Origin of the sequence: Streptomyces sp. NBC_00075 (assembly GCF_045041225.1) — a bacterium.
Classification (GTDB): domain Bacteria; phylum Actinomycetota; class Actinomycetes; order Streptomycetales; family Streptomycetaceae; genus Streptomyces; species Streptomyces adonidis.
Window position 1 is genome coordinate 1855607 of the sequence record NZ_CP108243.1, and the last position, 20119, is coordinate 1875725.

Genomic DNA, 20119 nt, shown 5'->3' on the forward strand with positions numbered 1-20119 from the left:
TGGACGAGAGGCGATCAAGAACGCGCATGCCGCCCTTTTGTGGACTTCGCAAAGACGACGCCGGGAAGTTCTCGGATTCGGTTCTGGTCCCGCCGACCGGTCGTCGGCAGGCTGGACAGCGGACGGCGCGGGGGCCTGGTCCCCAGCGGGTGGGCCGAAAGCATCTGGGTGCACTGGAGGACGCGTGGAGACTCCGATGGAGTTCAGTCATGAATCGGTCGTGATGCGACGCGGGCGGCGGAGCCGGCTGCCGATCGTCGTCGCCGTGCACTCCACCGCTCTCGGCCGTGCGGTCGGCGGCTGCCGCATGTGGGCGTACGACAGCTGGGAGAGCGGCCTGCGCGACGCGCTGCGCCTGTCGGAGGGCATGACCCGCAAGTGCGCTGCCGCCGGACTGCCGAACGGCGGCGGCAAGACGGTCGTGGTCGTCCCCGCCGGGCGGAGCCTCACCGCAGACGAACGCCGCGCGGCGCTGCACGACGTCGGCGACATCGTGGCGGAGTTCGACGGCGCCTACGTGACCGGTCCGGACGCGGGTACCGGGCCGACCGACATGGCGGTCATCGGCGAACGGACCGAGTACGTGTTCTGCCGACCGGAGGCCGTCGGCGGCAGCGGCGACCCCTCGCCGTTCACGGCCCTGGGCGTCGTCGCCGCGCTGCGCTCGACCTGCCTGGCGCTGTTCGGCTCGCCGGACTTGATGGGCAGGCGATTCGCGGTGGTCGGCCTGGGACACGTCGGGGAGCAGATCGCCCGGCAGTTGGCGGCGGCGGGCGCCGACCTGGTCCTGAGCGATGTCGACCCGGTGAAGCGCTCGCTCGGCGCGGAACTGGGCGCGGTGTTCGCCGAACCCGACGCGGCGGCCACCGCCGAGGTGGACGTGCTCGTCCCCGCCGCGCTCGGCGGCCTGCTGACCCGGGATCTGGTGGCGCGACTGCGATGCGGCGCGGTCGCGGGCGCGGCCAACAACCAACTGGCCGATCCCGGCGTGGCGGAGTTGTTGCGGGAGCGCGAGATCCTCTGGGCCCCCGACTACATCGCCAACGCCGGAGGTGTCGTCAACGCGGTCTCGCGCGAAGTCCTCGGCGACGAACCGGCGGAAGCGGTCAAGCGCATCGAGTCGATCGCCGACACCCTGACCGGTCTGTTCGAGACGGCCGCGCGCACGGGGAGCACGACAGCGCGGGCCGCCGACGACCTCGCGCGCCGGCGGCTGGCCGTACCTGTTCCCACCGCGCCGGAACCGGCATGAACCCCCGGATCTACGTGCTGGCCCTGGCCACCTTCACCGTCGGTACCGAGGGCTATGTCATCGCCGGCGTACTGCCGGCGGTCGCGGACTCCATGGACGTGTCCGTCTCGGTGTGCGGACAGCTGGTCACGGTCTTCGCGCTGGTCTACGCCCTGGCCGGGCCGCCACTGATCGGCGCGTTCCGGAGGGTGCCGCCGAAGTCGGTGCTGATCTGGGCCATGCTGGTTTTCGCGCTCAGCAACGCCCTCGCGGCGTGCGCACTCGACTATGCCGTGCTCGCGGCGGCGCGCGTGCTGGCCGCGGCGAGCGCTGCCCTGCTGGCCGGGCCGGCCGCCGCGGCGGCGGCCGCGCTGTGCCGTCCGCAGGACATGCCCAACGCGATCGCGGTCACCGCCAGCGGCAACGCGCTGGCGCTCACCCTGGGCGCACCGCTCGGCACCTTGATCGGCGGGCTGTTCGGCTGGCGGGGTACGTTCCTGTTCGTCACGGTCCTGGCGCTGACGACCGCGCTGATACTGGCGGTCCTGCTGCCGACGGTGCCGGCGGCTCCCCTCGGCACCGGCCGGACCGAACTGCTGCGCAGCCCGGCCGTCCGGTGGAGTCTGCTGACCACCTTCGGGGTCTTCCTCGCCGCGTACTGCACTTACACGTATCTCGCGCCGATCGTCGAGCGGGCGACCAGGATGGGAAGCCAGGGTGTCGCGGCGCTGATGATCGTCTTCGGCACGGGCGCGTTCCTGGCCGGGCGCACGATCGGCAAGGTCCTGATCAAGGTGCCCGTGGCGCGGGTGCTGCGCGTGGCTCTCTCGCTGATGGCGCTGCTCCTCGCGACCATCGCCGTCGGCACCGCCTGGCATCCCCGCACCGTCGCGGAGATCGCCGCGTTTCCGGTGCTGTTCTGCCTGGGTGCCGCCTGGTGCTGCGGCGGGATCTCCCAGCAGACACGGATCGCCGCCCTGGCGCCCGCGCAGCGGTCCCAGGCTCTGGGGCTGCACTTCTCCGTGCAGTTCCTGGGCGTCGCCGTCGGCGGCGCCGTCGGCGGGCTCGCCCTGTCGACGGGAGGACCGGTGGCCATTCCGGCCCTGTCCGCGCTGATCGCGTGCGTGTCGCTGCTCTCCGTGCGGCATACCGTCTCGGAAACAGCAGGCTCACCGGATCGCGTGGCGCCCGCGAAGATCCCGCGGTGATCACCGCGCGGGAGTGAGCGGCAGATCGGCCCGGAGCGTCACCCAGAAGCGCCTCCACATGTGGAGGCGCTTCTCTGCTTGTCCACATGTTCGCCTCACCATGACGGACCCCGGGAAAGTTCGATGAAATCCACAGAATACCTGGCCTCAGATTTGCGAGAATTGCAATCGACGATTCCGAATTACCTGCTCAGCGCGCACTAGATGTGTCATGAAACATGGATTCAATCTCGTGTTCCGTCGCACCGCCGAATGTGGCCGTTGTCAAGCCGCCCGAGGGGACGGTACGTTCGAGTTGAGCAAGCAACAAAAGGGCCTGAGTCTGTTTTCGGTCGACTTCAATGCGTTTGGAGAACTGCCATGCATGTGTTGCGTGATGCTCGGTTGGATCACGTCGAGTTCTATGTCGCAGACATTGACGCGACCGTCGAAGATCTTGTCTCGAAATACGCCTTCGAGATAGCGGGAACGTCGAGCACGAGCGTCCGGTCCCACCGCTCGATCGCGTTAAGGCAGGGGGACATCGTCCTCTTGGTCACCCAAGGGCTGACCGAGGGCTCCCCGGTGTCCACCTGGGTCCGCACCCATGGCGACGGCGTGGCCACCATCTGGCTGCGCACGCCGTCGGTCCGTACGGCCTTCGCGGAGGCCGTGGCCAACGGCGCCGAAGCCGTGCTCCAGCCGGTCGAGCGCGACGGTGTGCCGGTCGCCGGCTTCGGCGCGTTCGGCGACGTCCGGCACGGCCTGGTCGAACGCCCGGACGACGCAGCACCCGGGCAACTGCCGCCGGGCATCGTCCCGGCACAGGAGTCCGCGTCGCGGGCGCCCGCGGAGTTCGGCGTGCTCGACCACTTCGCCTACCTCGTCGGCGCCGGCGACCTTCGGAACGCGGTGAAGTTCTATGAATCCGTCCTGGGTTTCTCGGTGATCTTCGAGGACCGGACCATGGTCGGCGGTCAGGGTATGGATTCCCAGGTCGTGCGCAACGCCGCGGGCGACGTCACGTTCACCATCGTCGAGTCCGCCGCGAAGCCGGGGCAGGCGCTGGACTTCATCGCGGAGTTCGTGCAGAACAACGCCGGGCCCGGGATCGAGCACATCGCGTTCGGCTGCGCGGACATCGTGACGGCCGTCCAGAAGCTGCGCGGGCGCGGGGTGGACTTCCTCGACACTCCGGGCGCCTACTACGACCTGCTGCCCGACCGCATCGGCGGCGTGGCCCGCCACGAACTCGAGCAACTGCGCGGACTGGGCATCCTCGCCGACCGGGACCACGGCGGCGAGCTGTTCCAGATCTTCACGCACTCCACGCATCCGCGTAACACCTTCTTCTTCGAGGTGATCGAGCGGGTCGGTGCCGAAACCTTCGGCAAGGGCAACGTCAAGGCGTTGTTCGAGGCCAGGAAGGCGGAGCGGAGCCAGCGGGAGGAACGGTGACGGAGGCCGGGCAACCGAGTCGGCCGCAGTCCGTGGCCGAGTTCGCCGACGCGGCCCGCGCCGTGATACCGCCCGCGTCCTGGGACTTCGTCTCCGGTGGCAGCGGTGCCGAGCTGAGCGTGGCCGCCAACCGGCGCACCTTCGACAACCTGTACGTGGCGCCGCGGATGCTGCGGGACGTGTCGCAGGTGTCGACCGCGTCCCGCCTGGTCGGCACCGAGGCGAGCCTGCCGGTGGCCGTCGCCCCGATGGCCTACCACGGGCTGGTCCATCCGCAGAGCGAGGCGGCCACCGCACGCGCGGCGAAGAAGGCCGGCGTGCCGTTCACCGTGGCGATGCTCAGCGGGACACCGGTGGAGCGCATCGCCGAGTCGGGTGCCGACCTGTGGTTCCAGCTGTACTGGCTGCGGGACCGGGGCGCCACGACGGAACTGGTGAGCCGGGCCGAAGCCGCGGGCTGCCAGGCGCTCATGCTCACCGTCGACGTGCCCCGGCTGGGCCGCCGACTCAAGGACCAGCGCAACGGCTTCGCACTGCCGCCCGATGTCTACGCCGCCCACTTCCGCGGCGAGGCCGCGATCGGGGCCCAACGGGCCTCGGCCGAAGGCTCGGCCGTCGCCTCGCACACCACCGAGATGTTCGACCCCTCGTTGTCCTGGAGCGACATCGAATGGCTGCGGGCGCACACCCGGCTGCCGCTCGTCGTGAAGGGCATCCTGACGCGCGAGGACGCCCTCAGGGCGACGCGCGCGGGCGTGGACGCGCTGGTGGTCTCCAATCACGGCGGGCGTCAGCTCGACGGAGCCGTGCCCGCACTCACGGTGCTGCCGGAGATCCGGGCCGCGGTGGGGGACACGGTTGAGGTACTCGTCGACGGCGGCATCCGGTCAGGGGCTGACGTACTCAAGGCCCTGGCTCGCGGCGCCGACGGCGTCCTGCTGGGGCGGCCGGTCCTCTACGGGCTCGCCGTCGGCGGCGAGTCGGGCGTCGACACCGTGCTGTCACTGCTGCGCGAGGAACTCGAGACGGATCTCGCCCTGTCCGGCTGCCGCACCGTCGGCGAGGCCGCCCACCTGACAACGTACGAATTCAGAGCTTCCAGCAGTACGGGGACTGCAACATGGTGAAGCAGGACGTCATCAAGACGCTCGGTCCGTCGGGGACGGACGCGCACGCGGAGGCCGTACGCATCGGGGGCGAGAACATCGAGCTCTTCCCCTCCTTTCGTGCCGCCATCGACGATTCCGAGACACACGGCGGCAGGGCGCTGGTCGCCGCCGGGTATCTGGACATGAACAACGGATCAGTGGTCGACTCCTGGGTCGATCTTCATTTCAGCAAGCTGCGATCGATGACGATGGTCGGGGTCTGGGAATCGCCGACCAAGCCCATGTGCGTCGCGGTCCATTCGGAGTTCTCCGGCGAGATCGCGGACATCCGCTCGGCGGCGTCACACCCGGCCACCCTCCAGTTCGTGCGCGAACACATGCCGGTCGACGTGGCGGTCTCGACGGTGCGGGCGAAACCGGAGGCCGCACGGCTGGTGAGCGAACAGGTCGTCGATGCCTGCATCGGATCGGTGGACGTCGTCGAATCCATCAAGAATCTGAAGATCTTGAAGAAATTGGAGGCGACAATGGTGTGGTGCCTTTATGAGCATCGCTGAAGTCGCCGCGGACGCGTGGGTCCGGATCGGGTCCCTGCGGGTCGCGCGCGCGTTTCGGGATTTCGTGGAACTGGAGGCTCTCCCCGGCATCGGCGTGGCTGCCGGGGAGTTCTGGGCCGGGTTCGAGCGGCTGATCGACGACCTCGCGCCGCGCAATCGCGCGTTGGTGGACCGGCGCCGCGAACTGCAGGACAGAGTTGACGCCTGGCACACCGAACACCGCGGCGAGAACGTCGACGCGGACGCGTATCGCCGGTACCTGACAGAGATCGGCTACCTGGTCGAGACACCGGAGCCCTTCACCGTGGACACCGCCGGCGCGGACGCGGAGATCACGCGGATCGCCGGCCCGCAGCTGCTGGTGCCGGTGGTCGACGAGCCCTTCGTGCTCGAAGGGGTCAACGCCCGGTGGGGGTCGCTGTATCGGGCCCTGTACGAGACCGACGTGATCCCTCCGGGCGACGCCGCCGAACGCCGCAAGGCGGTCATCGACCTCACTCGGGGCGTTCTCGACATGATGGCGCCGCTCGACGAGGGCTCGCACACGGAGTCGACCCGCTACCAAGTCATCGACGGCGCATTGCGCGTGCGGTTGTCCGACGGCACGTTCAGCACACTGGCCCCCACGGCGCGGCTGGCCGGATTCCGCGGTGATCCCGCTCGCCCGTCGGTCGTGCTGATCGAACATCATCATCTGCACGTCGAGATCCTGTTCGACCCGGACGGCGAGTTCGGCCGCCTCGACGCGGCCGGCATCCAGGACGTGGTCCCGGAATCCGGGATCAGCACGATCATGGACTTCGAGGACTGTGTCGCCGCCGTGGACGTCGCGGACAAGATCGAGGTCTACCGTGCCTGGTTGCGTCTGATGTGCGGCAGCTACACCGCGCGGCACAGTGGCGTCGGCATGGATCCCGATCGCCGGTACACCGCCCCGGACGGCGGCCGAATCTCGCTGCCCGGGCGGGCACTCCTGTTCGCCCGGATCGTCGGGCAGCTGATGACCACGGACGCGATCCTCGACCACGAGGGCGCCGAGGTGCCGGAAGTCGTCGTCGACGCCGTGATCGCCACCCTCGCGGCGCTGCACGACCTGCGGGGCGACACCTCCCGCGTGAACTCCCGTGCCGGCGCGGTGTATCTGGCGGTGCCGAAACTGCACGGGCCGGACGAGTTCGCCTTCGTCGACGAGCTGTTCGGCCGCGTCGAGCGCCTGCTCGGACTGCCGGATCACACGGTGAAACTCGGGCTGCTGGACGAGGAGCGGCGCACCACCGTCAACCTGGCGGCGTGCCTGAAGGCGGTCCGGCATCGGGTCGTCTCCACCAACAACGGCCTGCTCGACCGGACCGCCGACGAGATCCACACCTCGATGGCGGCCGGGCCCATGGTGCCCAAGGCCGCCATGAAGACCCAGCACTGGCAGCTGGCCTACGAGCAGTGGCACGTCGACACCTGCCTGGCCCACGGCCTTCAGGGCCGGGCACTGATCGGTCTTGGCATGTGGCCCACGCCCGACCGGATGGGCGACCTGTTCGCGTCCAAGATCGGCCAGCTCTCCCTGGGCGCGGGGATGACGTGGGTGCCGACCGCCGTCGCCGCGACCCTGCACGCCGTGCACTACCACCAGGTGGACGTCGCCGACGTACAGCGCGGGATCGCGGCGGCCGGACCGCGCCGTTCGCTCGGCGAGCTCCTGCGCCCGCCCGTCGCCGAGACCGAGACCCTCACCGGTCTGCGGACGGAGCTGGACGCCCACTGCTACACCGTTCTCGGCTACGCGGTGCGCTGGATCGAGCGTGCCGTCGCCAGTTCCCCGATGCCCGCCTTCGACGGTGTCGTCGTACTCGAAGACCGCGCCACCCTGCGGATGTCGACCCAGCTGCTGGCGAACTGGCTGCACCACGACGTGATCACCCTGCGGGACGTGGACGACGGTCTGCGCCGGACGGCGGCAGTCCTCGACGAGCGCCTCCGCGACGAACCGGGCTACCGGCCGCTGTTACCCACGGGGGAAGCCTCCCTCGTGTGGCAGGCGGCCCGTGAACTGATCACCCGGGGCGCGACGGCGCCGAACGGCTACACCGAACCGGTGCTGTACCGATTCCGCCGCGAACAGAAGGCCAAGGCAACGTGATGCGGTCGGACCGACGCGAGCGAGAAAGGGAGACCTCGTGCACGCAGTAGTGGTGACCGAGCCCGGCGGCCCGGATGCTCTCCGTTACCGCCGGATGCCGGACCCGGTTCCCGGGCCGGGCGAGGTGCTGGTGCGGACCAGGGCGATCGGCGTGAACTACCGCGACGTGTACGTGCGCCGAGGGGAGTATCCCGCCGAACTCCCCGTTCCGGGCCTCGAAGGAGCAGGCGAGGTCGTGGCTGTGTGCGAGGGAGCCGAGGTCGCCGTCGGGGACCGGGTGGCCTGGGCGTACGGCAGGGCCAGCTATGCCGAACTCGTGGCCGTGCCGGCCGACCAGTGCGTGCCGGTGCCCGACGGGATCGACTGGCAGGTCGCCGGTGGCGCGTTGTTGCAGGGAATGACCGCGCACTACCTCCTGGAGTCGGTGTACCGGCCGACGCCGGGAGACCCGATCCTGATCCACGCGGGCGCCGGCGGTATGGGCCAGCTTCTGGTGCAATGGGCCGCGGCGCGAGGCGCCGAGGTGATCACCACCGTGTCCACCGACGAGAAGGAGAAGCTCGCCCGGGAGGCCGGGGCCGGGCACGTGCTGCGTTACGGCGACGAACTCGCCGCTCGGGTCCGGGAACTGACGGACGGCGAAGGTGTCTCCGCCGTCTACGACGGCGTCGGCGCCGCCACCTTCGAGTCGAGCCTCGCCTCGCTCCGGCCGCGGGGCACCCTCGCGTTGTTCGGCTCCGCGAGCGGCCGAGTACCGCCGTTCGATCCGCAACGTCTCGCCGAACTGGGTTCGCTGGTCCTGACCCGGCCGGTGCTGCCGCACTTCGTCCGTACCCGCGCCGAGGTGCTGTGGCGCGCGAACGAGGTCTTCAGCGCGATATCCGAGGACATACTGCGCATACGGTTCGGTGGCACCTACGCCTTGTCCGACGCGGCACAGGCCCATCGGGCGATCGAGTCCCGCGCCACAGCCGGTTCACTCGTGCTGCTGCCGACATGACGGTGGACCTCGGATGACGAGCGCGCCGGTCCCTCGGGTGCAGGAACTCACCGAACTCACCGGAAGTCCTCCTCCCGGTACTCGTCCGCCGAGCCCGCCGCCGTCGCCTCGCGCAGTTCGATCCGGCGGATCTTGCCGGAGACCGTCTTGGGGAGGTCGGCGAACTCCAGGCGGCGCAGGCGCTTGTAGGGGGCGAGGACCTCGCGGCTGTGCTCGAACAGCACCTTCGCGGTGTCGGGTCCCGGCTCCCAGCCCGCCGCGAGCACGATGTACGCCTTCGGTACGGCCAGGCGCAGTTCGTCCGGCGCGGGGACCACGGCAGCCTCCGCCACCGCCTCGTGCTCAAGGAGCGCGCTCTCCAGCTCGAAGGGGGAGATCTTGTAGTCGGATGCCTTGAAGACGTCGTCGGCCCGGCCGACGTACGTGATGTAGCCGTCCTCGTCGCGCGAACCGATGTCCCCGGTGCGGTAGAAGCCGCCGGCCATCGCCTCCGCCGTGAGGTCGGCGTCGCCGTGGTAGCCGGTCATCACACCGACCGGACGGGTGGCGAGGTCGAGCGCGATCTCGCCCTCGTCCGCGCCCGGTTCACCCGAGACCGGGTCGAGGAGGACGACCTTGTAGCCGGGGCTCGGGCGGCCCATGGAGCCCGTCTTCAGGGGCTGGCCAGGGCTGTTGGAGACCTGGACGGCGGTCTCCGTCTGGCCGAAGCCGTCCCGGATCGTGACACCCCAGGAGCGGCGCACCTGTTCGATGACCTCGGGGTTGAGCGGCTCCCCGGCGGCCACGGCCTCGCGCGGCGGAGTGCGCAGCTGGGTCAGGTCGGCCTGGATGAGCATGCGCCAGACGGTCGGCGGGGCGCAGAAGGAGGTGACGCCCGCGCGGTCCATCTCCGCCATCAGCCGGGCCGGGTCGAAGCGGGTGTAGTTGTGGATGAAGACGGTCGCCTCGGCGTTCCAGGGCGCGAAGAGATTGGACCAGGCGTGCTTGGCCCAGCCGGGCGAGGAGATGTTCAGATGCACGTCGCCGGGCTTGAGGCCGATCCAGTACATGGTCGCCAAGTGCCCGATGGGGTACGACGCATGGGTGTGCTCGACCAGTTTGGGGCGGGCGGTCGTGCCCGAGGTGAAGTAGAGCATCAGGGGGTCGTCGCAGTGGGTCGGCCCGTCCGGCGTGAACTCCGCGGGGGCGTCGTACGCGTCCTCGTACGGCTGCCAGCCCTCGGGGGCGCCGCCCGCCGCGATCCGGGTGTAGTCGCCGGGCACCTCGTCGAACTTGCCGGTGTCCTCGGCACGGACCAGGACATGGGCGACCCGGCCGCGGTCCACGCGGTCGCGCAGATCGGCGGGGCCGAGCAGGGGTGTGGCGGGGATGACGACGGCGCCGAGCTTCATCGCGGCGAGGGCCGTCTCCCACAGTTCGGCCTGGTTGCCGAGCATGACGAGGAGCCGGTCCTCGGGGCGGACCCCGCGCCCGCGCAGCCAGCCCGCGACCCGGTCGGAGCGGGCGGACAGTTCGGCGAAGGACAGCTTGGTCTCGGAGCCGTCCTCCTCGACGACGTGCAGGGCGGTGCGGTCGTTCCCGTCCGCGATGACGTCGAACCAGTCCAGGGCCCAGTTGAAGCGCTCGGGGCGGGGCCAGCGGAAACCCTCGTAGGCGGTGGCGTAGTCCTCGCGGTGGGCCAGCAGAAAGTCCCGTGCCTCGCGGAAGCGCTCGGTCACCGTCGTCATCAGTCCTCCTCGATCCCGGACCGTCGCCGGGCGACTCCCCGGCATCGTGTAATCCGTGTCGCAGGTCTCCCTACCCCTGAACGGGGGTGAGCGCCACGTCCGATCGGGCAACGACTTGCGATCGGCGAAGAATCTCGTCACGCTCCGCACACGCATAGGGCGTATTCATTCACAAGTGACTTGAATTTCCCCATGCCGCTACCGTCCTGTTATTCGGCTCACCACACCGCCGGTCCGAAATTCAAAGATCTGTTGCCTAATATTGGGGCCCACACGACACAGGAGGGGAGCGGTGACCGTGCGACGGGACTTCCAGGAGTCTGGCCGATGCCGCTCTGACCTGCTCATAGGCCGGGACGAGGCACTCATCGCGGCCCGCGAGCAGCTTTCGCGGGGCGGCAGCGTACTGCTGCACGGACCCGCCGGAATAGGAAAGTCCACCGTCTTGCGGACATTGGCCGCGGAATACGGCGAATCGGCACGAACCGTGTTGCGCTGCTCCGCCACCGAGTCCGAATCGCATCTCCCCTTCCTCGCACTCGCCGACCTTCTCGGCCTCGCCCTCGACGAGGTGTCCGCCCAGCTGCCCGTCGCCCAGCGTGTCGCTCTGGAGGCGGCGCTCACCGGCCGCGGCGAGTCCACGCTCCAGCGCGACGGCCTCGCGTTGCGGCTGGCCGTGCTGTCCGCACTGCGCGCGCTGGCCGCCAAGGGCCCCGTCCTCGTCGTCGCCGACGACCTCCAGTGGCTGGACACCGCCAGCACCGAACTGCTCGGCTTCGCCGCCCGCCGCCTGGGCGACGACCCCGTCCGCATGGTGTTCGCCGGCCGGTCGGACGGCCAGGAGTACGACCGCTATCTACGCGCGTCCACACCCGACACCCTCGCCGTCCGGGTCAACCCGCTGACCCACTCCCAGGTGGCCGCGCTCCTCGAACACCGGGGCTACGGCGGCCTCCCGCGTTCGACCGTGCGGGAGATCCACCGCACCAGCGCGGGCAATCCGCTGTACGCCCTCGAACTGGGCCGGGCCCTCGCCGAGAGCCCCACTCCCCCGCGTCCGGGCGAACCCCTGCCGGTGCCGACCTCGCTGCGCGCGCTGGTCCTCAGCCGTCTGGAGATGCTGTCGGACGACGCCCGCCGCACCCTCCTCGTGGTGAGCGCCGGCGCCCGTCCCACCCTGGCCCTGCTGCACGAGGCGGGCCGGGAGAACGCCGAGGCCGAGACCGCCCAGGCCGCCGCCCTCGGACTGCTGGCCACCGAGCCCGAGGGTCCGGCCGTACGGTTCGCGCATCCCCTCGTCTCGGCCGCGCTGTACGCCGAGGCGAGCGCCCAGGAGCGCCGGGCCGCGCACGCCGCGCTGTCCACGGCCGCCTCCGACCCCATCGAGCGGGCCCGGCACCTCGCCCTGGCCACCGAGGGCACGGATCCGGAGGTGGCCGCCCGGCTCGCGGAGGCCGCCGCGCTGGCCCGGGACCGCGGTGCGCCGTCGGTGGCGGCCGCGCTCGGTCAGCTCGCCGTGCGGCACATGCCGGCCGACAGCGTGCCGAGCCCGGACGAGCACCGGCTGCGGGCCGCCGAGGACGCGATCACCTCCGGTGACCTCGATCTCGCGCGGGACATCGCCCGTCAGGTGCTCGACGGGACGGCCGTGCCCGACGAGCGGGTGCGGGCCTGGATGATCGTGATCGACACGGCGGGCCACGCCATGACGGAGGTCGACTCCGTCTTCCCGCAGGCGCTGGCCGACGCCGGCGACGACCCTCGGCTGCTCGCCCTGATCCACTACCAACTGGCCTGGCGGGCGGTGCTCGTGGAGGGCGACTTCGCCGAGTGCCGTGCGGAGGCGGCACGCGCGGCGGAGCTGGCCGCGCGCGGCGGCGACCGGCACACGGAGCTGATGTCGCTCTCCTTCCAGGCCCAGACCGAGACCCTGATGGGCCACCCGGACGCGCCCGCGACCATCAAACGCGCGCTGAAGGAGCCCCAGGACCCGGAGGTGACGGTCCATCACAACGGCATCGGCTCGACCCGGTTCCGCTGGCTGATCATGAGCGACCAGCTGCCCGAGGCGCGGGCCACCATCACCACCCTGCTGCGCGAGGTGCGCCGGCGCGGATCGGTCGAGAGCGAGGTCCACTTCCTGCGCGGCCTCGCCGAGACCGAACTGCGCTGCGGGCACTGCGGCCGGGCGCTCGACCTGGCCCGGGAGAGCCTGCGGCTGGCCCGGGACACCGGCATCGGCGAGGTCGCCTCCGCGATGCTCGCCGCGCTGGCCGAGGCGTCCGGCGGGGACGTGGACCGGGCGCTGGCGCTGGCCCGGGAGTCGGTCGAGCAGGCCGAGGAGAACGGCGACCTGATCTATCTGTCCCGGGCCCAAGCCGCCCTGGGATACGCCCGGTTGGTGGCCGGGGACGCGCCCGGCGCGGTCCAGTCGCTGCGCCGGGCGCGGGAGTTGGAACACGATCTCGGCGTCGACGACCCGGCGCGCGGGCGCTGGCAGGGCGACCTCGCGGAGGCGCTCGTACGCGTCGGCGAGATCGACGAGGCGCAGGAGGTCATCGACGTGTCGCGGGCCCACGCACTGCGGCTGGGGCGCGAGAGCGTGCTCGCGGTGCTCGACCGGGCCGAGGCGCTGGTGCGTGCCGCGCGCGGCGAACACGACGCGGCGCTCGCCCAGTTGACGTCCGCGCAGGACCGACTGGCCAAGCTGGGCTATGGACTTGAGGAGGCGCGCGCCGCGCTCGCCCTCGCCGAGCTGCGCACAGGTCCCCCCGGGCCGACACCTGCCCCGACGTCGTACGACGAGGCCGCACGGCTGTTCAGACGCTCCCGTGCGCTGCCCTGGCTGCGCCGGGTGGACGCGGCCACCGTGCCCAACCCCGCGCCGCAGCCCCTCGTACAGCAGCCGCAGGCCGTCGCCGCGCTCGACGGGCTCGCCGCGATGGAACGTCAGGTCGCGGCGCTCGTGATGGAGGGTGCGACCAACCGCGAGATCGCCGGACGCCTGTTCATCAGCGTCAAGACGGTCGAGGCGACGCTCACCCGGGTGTACCGGAAGCTGGGGATCCGGTCTCGGGTGGACATCGTCAGGCTGGCGGCGGGACGCCACACCAAGTAACGCACACATACCAGGTACGGCTGCTCCTGCGCGGGATCCATCCTTGCGCTCTCACCGTACCGCGCTGTCGACCCCGTACGACCGAGGGTTTTCCCTCCCCCAACTCCCCTAGGGGGTTCCCTCATTGGGGAGGCCCTTATCCGGCTCCTACCTTGTGGATGTGCCGCAACGCCGGGCACACGGGGCAGCACCACCGCCCCGTGCACCACCCCCCACACCCGCGCGTCCCCCCACCGGCAATTCCCCAAGAGGAGAACCCATGTTCGGGCTCGCTCGTGCCAAGAAGGCCGCCGCCGTGCTGACGGCCATCGCCGCCGCCGCCACGACCGCGTTGATCGCCGCCCCCGGCGCCGTCGCCGCCCCCCAGCCCATCGTGGGCGGAACCACGACCACCGCCGCGACGTACCCCTACGTCATGCAGATCACGGACTCCTCGCAGAACCAGTTCTGCGGTGGCACCCTCGTCTCGGCCACCAAGGTCGTGACCGCCGCCCACTGTATGGTCGACGAGACCACGAGCAGCGTGAGAGTCGTCGGCGGCCGCACCTACCGCAACGGCACCAACGGCACCGTCAGCCGGGTCACCAAGATCTGGATCCACCCGAGCTACGTCGACGCCACCGAGGGCGACGACGTGGCCGTGCTGACCCTCGCCACCTCGATGCCGTACACCACGGCGTCGTACGTCACCTCGTCCCAGACGGGCGTGTACGCGGCCGGCACCACCGCCCGCATCATCGGCTGGGGCACCACCTCCGCGGGTGGCAGCTCCTCCAACCAGCTGCGCACGGCGACGGTCCCGACCGTCTCCAACGCCAGCTGCACCAGCTCGTACGGCTCCAGCTACATCGCGAGCGACATGGTCTGCGCCGGATACACCTCCGGTGGCGTCGACACCTGCCAGGGCGACAGCGGCGGCCCGCTGATGATCGGCGGCGTCCTGGCAGGCATCACTTCCTGGGGAGAGGGCTGCGCGGAAGCCGGCTACCCCGGGGTCTACACCCGGCTGACCACCTTCTCCAGCCTGGTGGCGACGCAGGTCGCGTCGTAACCAGCGGAGCGACACCAGCGGTATAGCCACTGGTACAGCCACCACAGTCTCCTGAGCACCCCTCAGGTGAATGCCAGGGGGCGTTGCGGACCGGCCACGAGCGGTCCGCAGCGCCCCCTATCCATGTCTCCGGTCCGCTTCTCCGGTCCGCTTCTCCGGTCCGCTTCTCCGGTCCGCTTCTCCGGTCCGCTTCTCCGGTCCGCTTCTCCGGTCCGCTTCTCCGGTCCGCTTCTCCGGTCCGCTTCTCCGGTCCGCTTCTCCGGTCCGCTTCTCCGGTCCGCTTCTCCGGTCCGCTTCTCCGGTTCGTGTCTCCGGTTCGCTTCTCCGGTCCGCTTCTCCGGTTCGTGTCTCCGGTTCGCTCTCATCCTCGTAGGACGGTGCCGAACCGGATGTCGTACGCCGTCCCCGCGTGCAGTGTCCCGAGCATCCGCTCGCCTTCCTCAACCACCGCCGCCCGCACGCCCTTTGTGAGGCTGCCGAAGGGCTCGACGGTGAGCGTGCCGTCCGCGAGGCGCCACAGGCCCGCGACGAGGCCGTCGACGAGCAGGACGCAGTGCGCCTGATTGCCCGTCCACGTACGGCCCTTGAGGTCGGCGGGGACGAGACGGGTGCGGTCGGCGTGCGAGAGGAGCAGGTTGTCGAACTCGGGCAGGAAGCGCGGCGGGGCCGGGGTGTCCGGGTCGGGGCGGGGAGCGTCGGGCAGGTCGAACAGCTCGGTGCCGTGCTCGTCCCGGAAGGTGAGGAGCTGCGGGCGCAGGCGTTCGAAGGCCGCGCGCAGCCGGGTGAGGCCGGCCCAGGTCTGCATGTCCTTGACGGAGGCGGGGCCGAAGGCGGCGAGGTAGCGGAGCACGGTCGCGTCGATCGTCGATGCCGGGTCGGGGTCCGGTTCGGCCCGGCGGCCGAGCCAGTGTTCGGCGGTGGTGAGGGCGACCTGGCCGCTGTGGCCCCAGAGCCCGCGTGGGGTGACCTGGACGAGCGGGAGCCGGCAGCGGGCGGCGACGCTCAGGGACTGCGGGTCGGCATCGGGCCACTCGACGAGGAGCGCCTCGCGCAGCTGCTTCATCGTGCGCGGCTCGGTCTCGACGAGGTCACGCGCGAGGGTGGCGAGCCGGTCGAGGTCGACGCCCACAAGTCCCTTGCGGAAGTAGGTGAGTTCGCGGTCCCGGGCGGGCTGGACGAGCGGGCGCAGGGTGAGGCAGTCGTCGGCGGTGTGGGTGTGGATGGTCGAGCGCATGGTGACGATCCGGACGGCCTCGCGCTCGGCCATCAGCCGGGAGAGTTCCTCGGGGTCGAAGCCGTCGAGGCGGGCGGCGAGCGCGTAGTACGGGGGCTTCACGTTCTGCGCCTGGAGACCGAGGAGGTGGGTAAGGGCGTCCTTGGCGGACATCGGCGACCTGGCAAGGAGCAGCTGCCGGGCGAGGGTGGCGCGGTTGAGGGCGCGGGGGCCGAGGACGGGAGCCGCGGTGGCCGAGGGGCTCGCCGTGGTGCCGGTTGCCGAGGTCGTCTTCGTCATGTTCCGCACGCTAGCCCTACTTGCGGACAGCTACTGTCCGCATTCCTTACCGAACCCGAGGCCCATGTCATTTGACCCGTATATCCTGCTCCGTGATCGACTCAGCCGCACCTGAACGCATGTTCGAGCACCGTCGAGACGGGAGCCAGCCGCGATGTCCGAGCGACGTGCCCGCCCAGCCTCGAAGAACGGACGGAAGCCGGCCTGGCGACGCGCCCTGACGCCGCCCTCCGCGCCGCCCGCGAAGCCCGCCGTCCCCCGGACCGACGCACCGCCCCCGGCACCGGCCGAACCGACCGACAGCATCGTGCACGCGGCCCTCTACCGCGACGGCGTACGCGTCTCGACGCCCAGCACCCTCGCGGAGACCTTCCGCGAGCTGCGCGACGAGCCGGACGGCATGGCGTGGATCGGCCTGGCCCGCCCCACGGAGGCCGAACTCCTCACCCTGGCCGACGAGTTCGACCTGCATCCGCTCGCCGTCGAGGACGCGATGGAGGCGCATCAGCGCCCGAAGCTGGAGCGGTACGGCGACACGCTCTTCGTCGTCCTGAGCGCCGCGCGCTATCTGGACGCGGCCGAGGAGGTCGACTTCGGCGAGCTGCACGTGTTCGTCGGCGCCGACTTCCTGATCACGGTCCGCCATGGCGCGGCCCCTGACCTGTCGGCCGTACGCCGCCGTATGGAGGAGACCCCGGAGCTGCTGAAGCTGGGCCCGGAGGCGGTGCTGTACGCGATCCTGGACGCGGTGGTCGACGGTTACGCGCCGGTCGTCGAGGGCGTCCAGAACGACATCGACGAGATCGAGACGGAGGTCTTCCGGGGCGACCCGGAGGTCTCCCGCCGTATCTACGAACTCTCCCGCGAGATGGTCGAGTTCCAGCGCGCGACCCGCCCCCTGGTCGGCATGCTGCACAGCCTGATGGCGGGCTTCGCGAAGTACGGCACGGACGAGGAACTCCAGCGCTACCTGAGGGATGTGGCCGACCACGTCACCCACACCAGCGAACGCGTCGACGGCTTCCGCCAGGCCCTGGCGGACATCCTGACGGTCAACGCCACCCTGGTGACCCAGCAACAGAACGCGGAGATGCGGGCGTTGGCGGAGGCGGGGTTCGAGCAGAACGAGGAGATCAAGAAGATCTCGTCGTGGGCGGCGATTCTTTTCGCTCCGACGCTGGTCGGGACGATCTACGGGATGAACTTCGATCGGATGCCGGAGTTGCACTGGGTGCTCGGGTATCCGTTCGCGATCCTGCTGATGGCGGTCGTATGCACCAGTTTGTACGTCATCTTCAAGCGGAAAGACTGGCTCTGAGTAATCGCCCTGGGAGGCGCTCCCGTGAGTGGGCGCGGCCCGGATCGCAGGCTCTGCCGACGCATTCGAGGCCGCTGGGGAGAATCTGGGGAGAATGAGCCGCGCTCCGATCTGGGCGGTCTCCTGCGATCGAGTGCGTTGACCTGCGGGAGCCTCGCCGTTGAAGCGCAGGCCGGGAGCACTGATCGGCACGGAGAGTAGCGAACTTCCCTTGAGGAACGCCGAAACGGGTGGGCACAGCAGATCGCTGTGCCCACCCGTTTCGTGGGTCGTGTGGAGCGGACGGCTACGCAGCCAGTGCAGGCTGGCCGAGCAGAGCGTCGATGGCACCGCGCCCCTTGCCGCCGGCCTCCGGCATGAAGTGGGCGTAGTAGTCCAGGGTGATGGTCGGGCTCGAATGGCCGAGCCAGCGGGCCAGGGTGACGACGGACTCGCCCGCTTCGAGGATGACCGAGGCGTACGTGTGCCGAAGCACGTGAAAGCCGTCCTTGCGGGACACCTTCCACCGCTCGCCCTTCTCCCGCAGGGGGATGATGCCGACGGCTGCCAGAGCTGGCTTCCACACATCGACGTTGAAGATGTTCGCGCGCAGGGCGTTTCCGTACGTCGTGGTGATGACGAGCGGGAACTGCTTCGTCTCCCGTTCGGGCTCCGGGCCGCCCCACGGCAGCTCCACCTCGACCGCCGGGTACTCCATGAAGTACTGGGCCAGGGCCGCCGCGACCGACGGAGGCATGTCGACGACGCGGGTCTTGCCGCCCTTCGGCAGGGTGAAGTACAGCCGCCCGCCGAGGAGTTGGACCTGCCGGCGGATGCGCAGGACTCCACGAGCGAAGTCGACGTCCTCCGGCGACAACCCGAAGACCTCGCCCTGCCGCAGCCCGCAGCCCAGCGCAAGCACGACGGCGATGCGGTACCGCGCGTTGATCGCCTCCCGTACGCGCTGCGCGGTCTCCAGGGGCCAGGCTTCCCTCTGGTCCTCCGGTGCCTTGGGCCAGCGCACGGACTTGGCCCGCATCGGGTTGCGCACCAAGCGCTTGTCGTCGATGGCGGTCTCGAAGATGTTCGAGAGCGTTCCGAGGATCTGCCGGGCGTATCGCGGTGAGAGCTCGCTCTCCAGCGTGGCTATGTATCCGCGGAGTACTGCCGGGCTGATGTCGCGCAGGGCGACGGTGCCCAACTGAGGCTGGATGTGGAGGCGGACGCGTTCGTCGATGCGTTTGACCGTGCCGGGCGCACCGCGAACTCCCGTCTGCCAGAAGCGTGTTACGTAGTCGTCCAGCGTGATGGAGCCGTCGCGGGGATCGACGAACTCGCCGCGTTCGCTGTCGGTGCCGGCCCTGCGCAGCCACGCCTTGGCGTCTTCGAGCACGTCGAACGACTTGTCCCGGACACCGGGGATGCCGGCGACCCGGTACCTGGAGCCCTTGCCGTAGCGGGCGGTGCGTTCCCGCTTGCCGGTGTCGGGGTCCTTCTTTTTCTTGATCCAACGGTCTTCTATGTAGCCGGCCAAATACTTCCCTCGATGGCAGGTTGCGTGCGGTGGGAGTCAGCCAGGTCAGGCGCCCGTGGCGTAGTCCGAGCGTTTCTGCGGTGCGGCGCCCAATGGGCTCAGAGTCGTGTTGGAGCGCGAGTCGGCGCGCTCCTGTTCTCGAATCCAGGCGTCGAGCGCTTCTATCCGGTACATGACGCGGCCACGCGGCCCCATCCGGAAACTGGGCGGGCCGTTTCGGCGATGCCGCCACACGTAGAGGGTGTGCGGGGACAAGCCGAGGTATTCGGCGGCTTCTTTCACGCTCAGGAATGCCTGGCGCATTGTGGGGGTGGCATCCGGAACTTGGATAGAACTCGGCTTCGGAGCAGAAGGCAGACGTGCAGGCATAGTTGGCCTCCGTGTGCGTGGCGCGGGGGTGTGTGGTCTGCCAGGCGGCGCGACATTGGAAAGGGGCGCTCTCTGGCGAGCGCGGTCGGCGAACACCATCAATGGTGCGGAGGATCCCCGGTTTCGGTAACCGGGGATCTCGTGCTATATGCCCCAGCGAGTACGAGCCGTACGGCCCGGGGCAAGCGCTCACCGACGGTCCCCGGACTGTGAAAACAGCTCCGGGGACAGGTCAGACGAGTGCGAGGTCTCCGAGGAGCACTGGGGGTGCGACGTGCAGTGCCTCTGCGAGAGCCACGAGGTCGTCGATGTCGCACCATCGCTGAGCGCGTTCGATGCGAGACAGCATGGTGTTGGACATCGGGTGGCCAAGTGCGGTGACGTGGCGGGCGAGTTGGCGTTGCGACAAGCCACGTTCGGTGCGGAGTATTTCGATGGTGCGGGCCGCCCGCATTCCTGCGGGACCGATTTCCAATGAGCGTGCGGGCATGGCTCCAGTTGTAGCGTCCATTCGCCGGTTTGGTTAACCGGCGATCGTGGTCTATGTTCCCCCCGCGTTGTCCGCATGCGGAGCGGTTCCCCGCGCTGACATGACCCGAGAGCCGTCGCACCGATCGCCGCTCAGCGACTGCTGCGACATGGGGTGTTGTGTTGTAGCTTGCCCGTCGCCGACACGTCAACGGCTTCCCGCTGTGATGCTTCTGGCTCGGAAACCGGCACAACTATTTGGTCAACCGGCGATCGTGCCTTACCGTTTTCCCACCGCCCTCTACCGCCTGCCTTTACGGCTGCCTTTCTGCCGTAAGAGATTGCGCGGGATGGGGCTGGACT

Annotated in this window: 15 protein-coding genes; 10 read left to right on the forward strand and 5 right to left on the reverse strand. The window is 70.0% G+C overall.

What is annotated here, in order from left to right; genetic code table 11:
* Window positions 1-196: 196 nt before the first annotated feature.
* From OG787_RS07980 to OG787_RS08010, 7 genes are all read left to right on the forward strand, one after another.
* Window positions 197-1252 carry a Glu/Leu/Phe/Val dehydrogenase dimerization domain-containing protein gene (locus tag OG787_RS07980; protein ID WP_405534678.1) on the forward strand — a complete coding sequence of 352 codons (1056 nt, stop codon included), beginning with the start codon at window positions 197-199 and terminating at the stop codon, window positions 1250-1252.
* Window positions 1249-2439 (forward strand): MFS transporter, encoded by a 1191-nt coding sequence (locus OG787_RS07985; protein ID WP_405534679.1) that lies wholly within the window; start codon window positions 1249-1251, stop codon window positions 2437-2439. Before OG787_RS07980 ends, OG787_RS07985 begins: the two co-directional genes overlap by 4 nt.
* 360 nt (window positions 2440-2799) lie before the next feature.
* On the forward strand, window positions 2800-3876 hold the full coding sequence (hppD, locus tag OG787_RS07990; protein WP_369030369.1) for a 4-hydroxyphenylpyruvate dioxygenase: 1077 nt from the start codon (window positions 2800-2802) through the stop codon (window positions 3874-3876).
* Complete coding sequence (locus OG787_RS07995; protein ID WP_369030370.1) at window positions 3873-5003, forward strand: alpha-hydroxy acid oxidase; 1131 nt, start codon at window positions 3873-3875, stop codon at window positions 5001-5003. The genes hppD and OG787_RS07995 overlap by 4 nt, the downstream gene beginning before the upstream one ends.
* A complete protein-coding gene (locus OG787_RS08000) occupies window positions 5000-5542 on the forward strand; it encodes a hypothetical protein (protein WP_405534680.1) in 543 nt (180 codons plus the stop codon). Before OG787_RS07995 ends, OG787_RS08000 begins: the two co-directional genes overlap by 4 nt.
* Entirely contained in the window at window positions 5529-7679 is a 2151-nt protein-coding gene (locus OG787_RS08005; protein WP_405534681.1) for a malate synthase G, read from the forward strand. The genes OG787_RS08000 and OG787_RS08005 overlap by 14 nt, the downstream gene beginning before the upstream one ends.
* Window positions 7680-7716: 37 nt before the next feature.
* Window positions 7717-8679, forward strand: a complete 963-nt coding sequence (locus tag OG787_RS08010) for a quinone oxidoreductase family protein (protein WP_405534682.1) — start codon at window positions 7717-7719, stop codon at window positions 8677-8679.
* Between the two features lie 56 nt (window positions 8680-8735).
* Here the strand turns inward: OG787_RS08010 and OG787_RS08015 are convergent, their stop codons facing one another.
* The gene (locus OG787_RS08015) at window positions 8736-10406 is read right to left on the reverse strand and encodes an AMP-binding protein (protein ID WP_405534683.1); all 1671 of its coding nucleotides are present in this window, start codon (window positions 10404-10406) and stop codon (window positions 8736-8738) included.
* Window positions 10407-10698: 292 nt separating this feature from the next.
* Here OG787_RS08015 and OG787_RS08020 point away from each other — a divergent pair, with 292 nt between their 5' ends.
* Entirely contained in the window at window positions 10699-13524 is a 2826-nt protein-coding gene (locus OG787_RS08020) for an AAA family ATPase (protein ID WP_405534684.1), read from the forward strand.
* Between the two features lie 259 nt (window positions 13525-13783).
* Window positions 13784-14575 carry a serine protease gene (locus OG787_RS08025; RefSeq protein WP_369030376.1) on the forward strand — a complete coding sequence of 264 codons (792 nt, stop codon included), beginning with the start codon at window positions 13784-13786 and terminating at the stop codon, window positions 14573-14575.
* A gap of 361 nt (window positions 14576-14936) precedes the next feature.
* Here the strand turns inward: OG787_RS08025 and OG787_RS08030 are convergent, their stop codons facing one another.
* A complete protein-coding gene (locus tag OG787_RS08030) occupies window positions 14937-16088 on the reverse strand; it encodes a winged helix DNA-binding domain-containing protein (RefSeq protein ID WP_405534685.1) in 1152 nt (383 codons plus the stop codon).
* Between the two features lie 154 nt (window positions 16089-16242).
* On the opposite strand from OG787_RS08030, the gene OG787_RS08035 reads away from it, so the two are divergent.
* Window positions 16243-17406 carry a magnesium and cobalt transport protein CorA gene (locus tag OG787_RS08035; protein WP_405534686.1) on the forward strand — a complete coding sequence of 388 codons (1164 nt, stop codon included), beginning with the start codon at window positions 16243-16245 and terminating at the stop codon, window positions 17404-17406.
* A 286-nt stretch (window positions 17407-17692) separates the two neighbouring features.
* Here OG787_RS08035 and OG787_RS08040 read toward each other — a convergent pair whose 3' ends face one another.
* From OG787_RS08040 to OG787_RS08050, 3 genes are all read right to left on the reverse strand, one after another.
* Window positions 17693-18919: a tyrosine-type recombinase/integrase gene (locus tag OG787_RS08040; protein WP_405534687.1), complete on the reverse strand. Its 1227-nt coding sequence runs from the start codon at window positions 18917-18919 to the stop codon at window positions 17693-17695.
* A 45-nt stretch (window positions 18920-18964) separates the two neighbouring features.
* Window positions 18965-19288 (reverse strand): helix-turn-helix transcriptional regulator, encoded by a 324-nt coding sequence (locus OG787_RS08045; protein WP_405534688.1) that lies wholly within the window; start codon window positions 19286-19288, stop codon window positions 18965-18967.
* 232 nt (window positions 19289-19520) lie between these two features.
* Window positions 19521-19778, reverse strand: coding sequence for a helix-turn-helix domain-containing protein (locus OG787_RS08050; RefSeq protein WP_405534689.1), 258 nt, complete (start codon window positions 19776-19778; stop codon window positions 19521-19523).
* Between the last annotated feature and the right edge of the window lie 341 nt (window positions 19779-20119).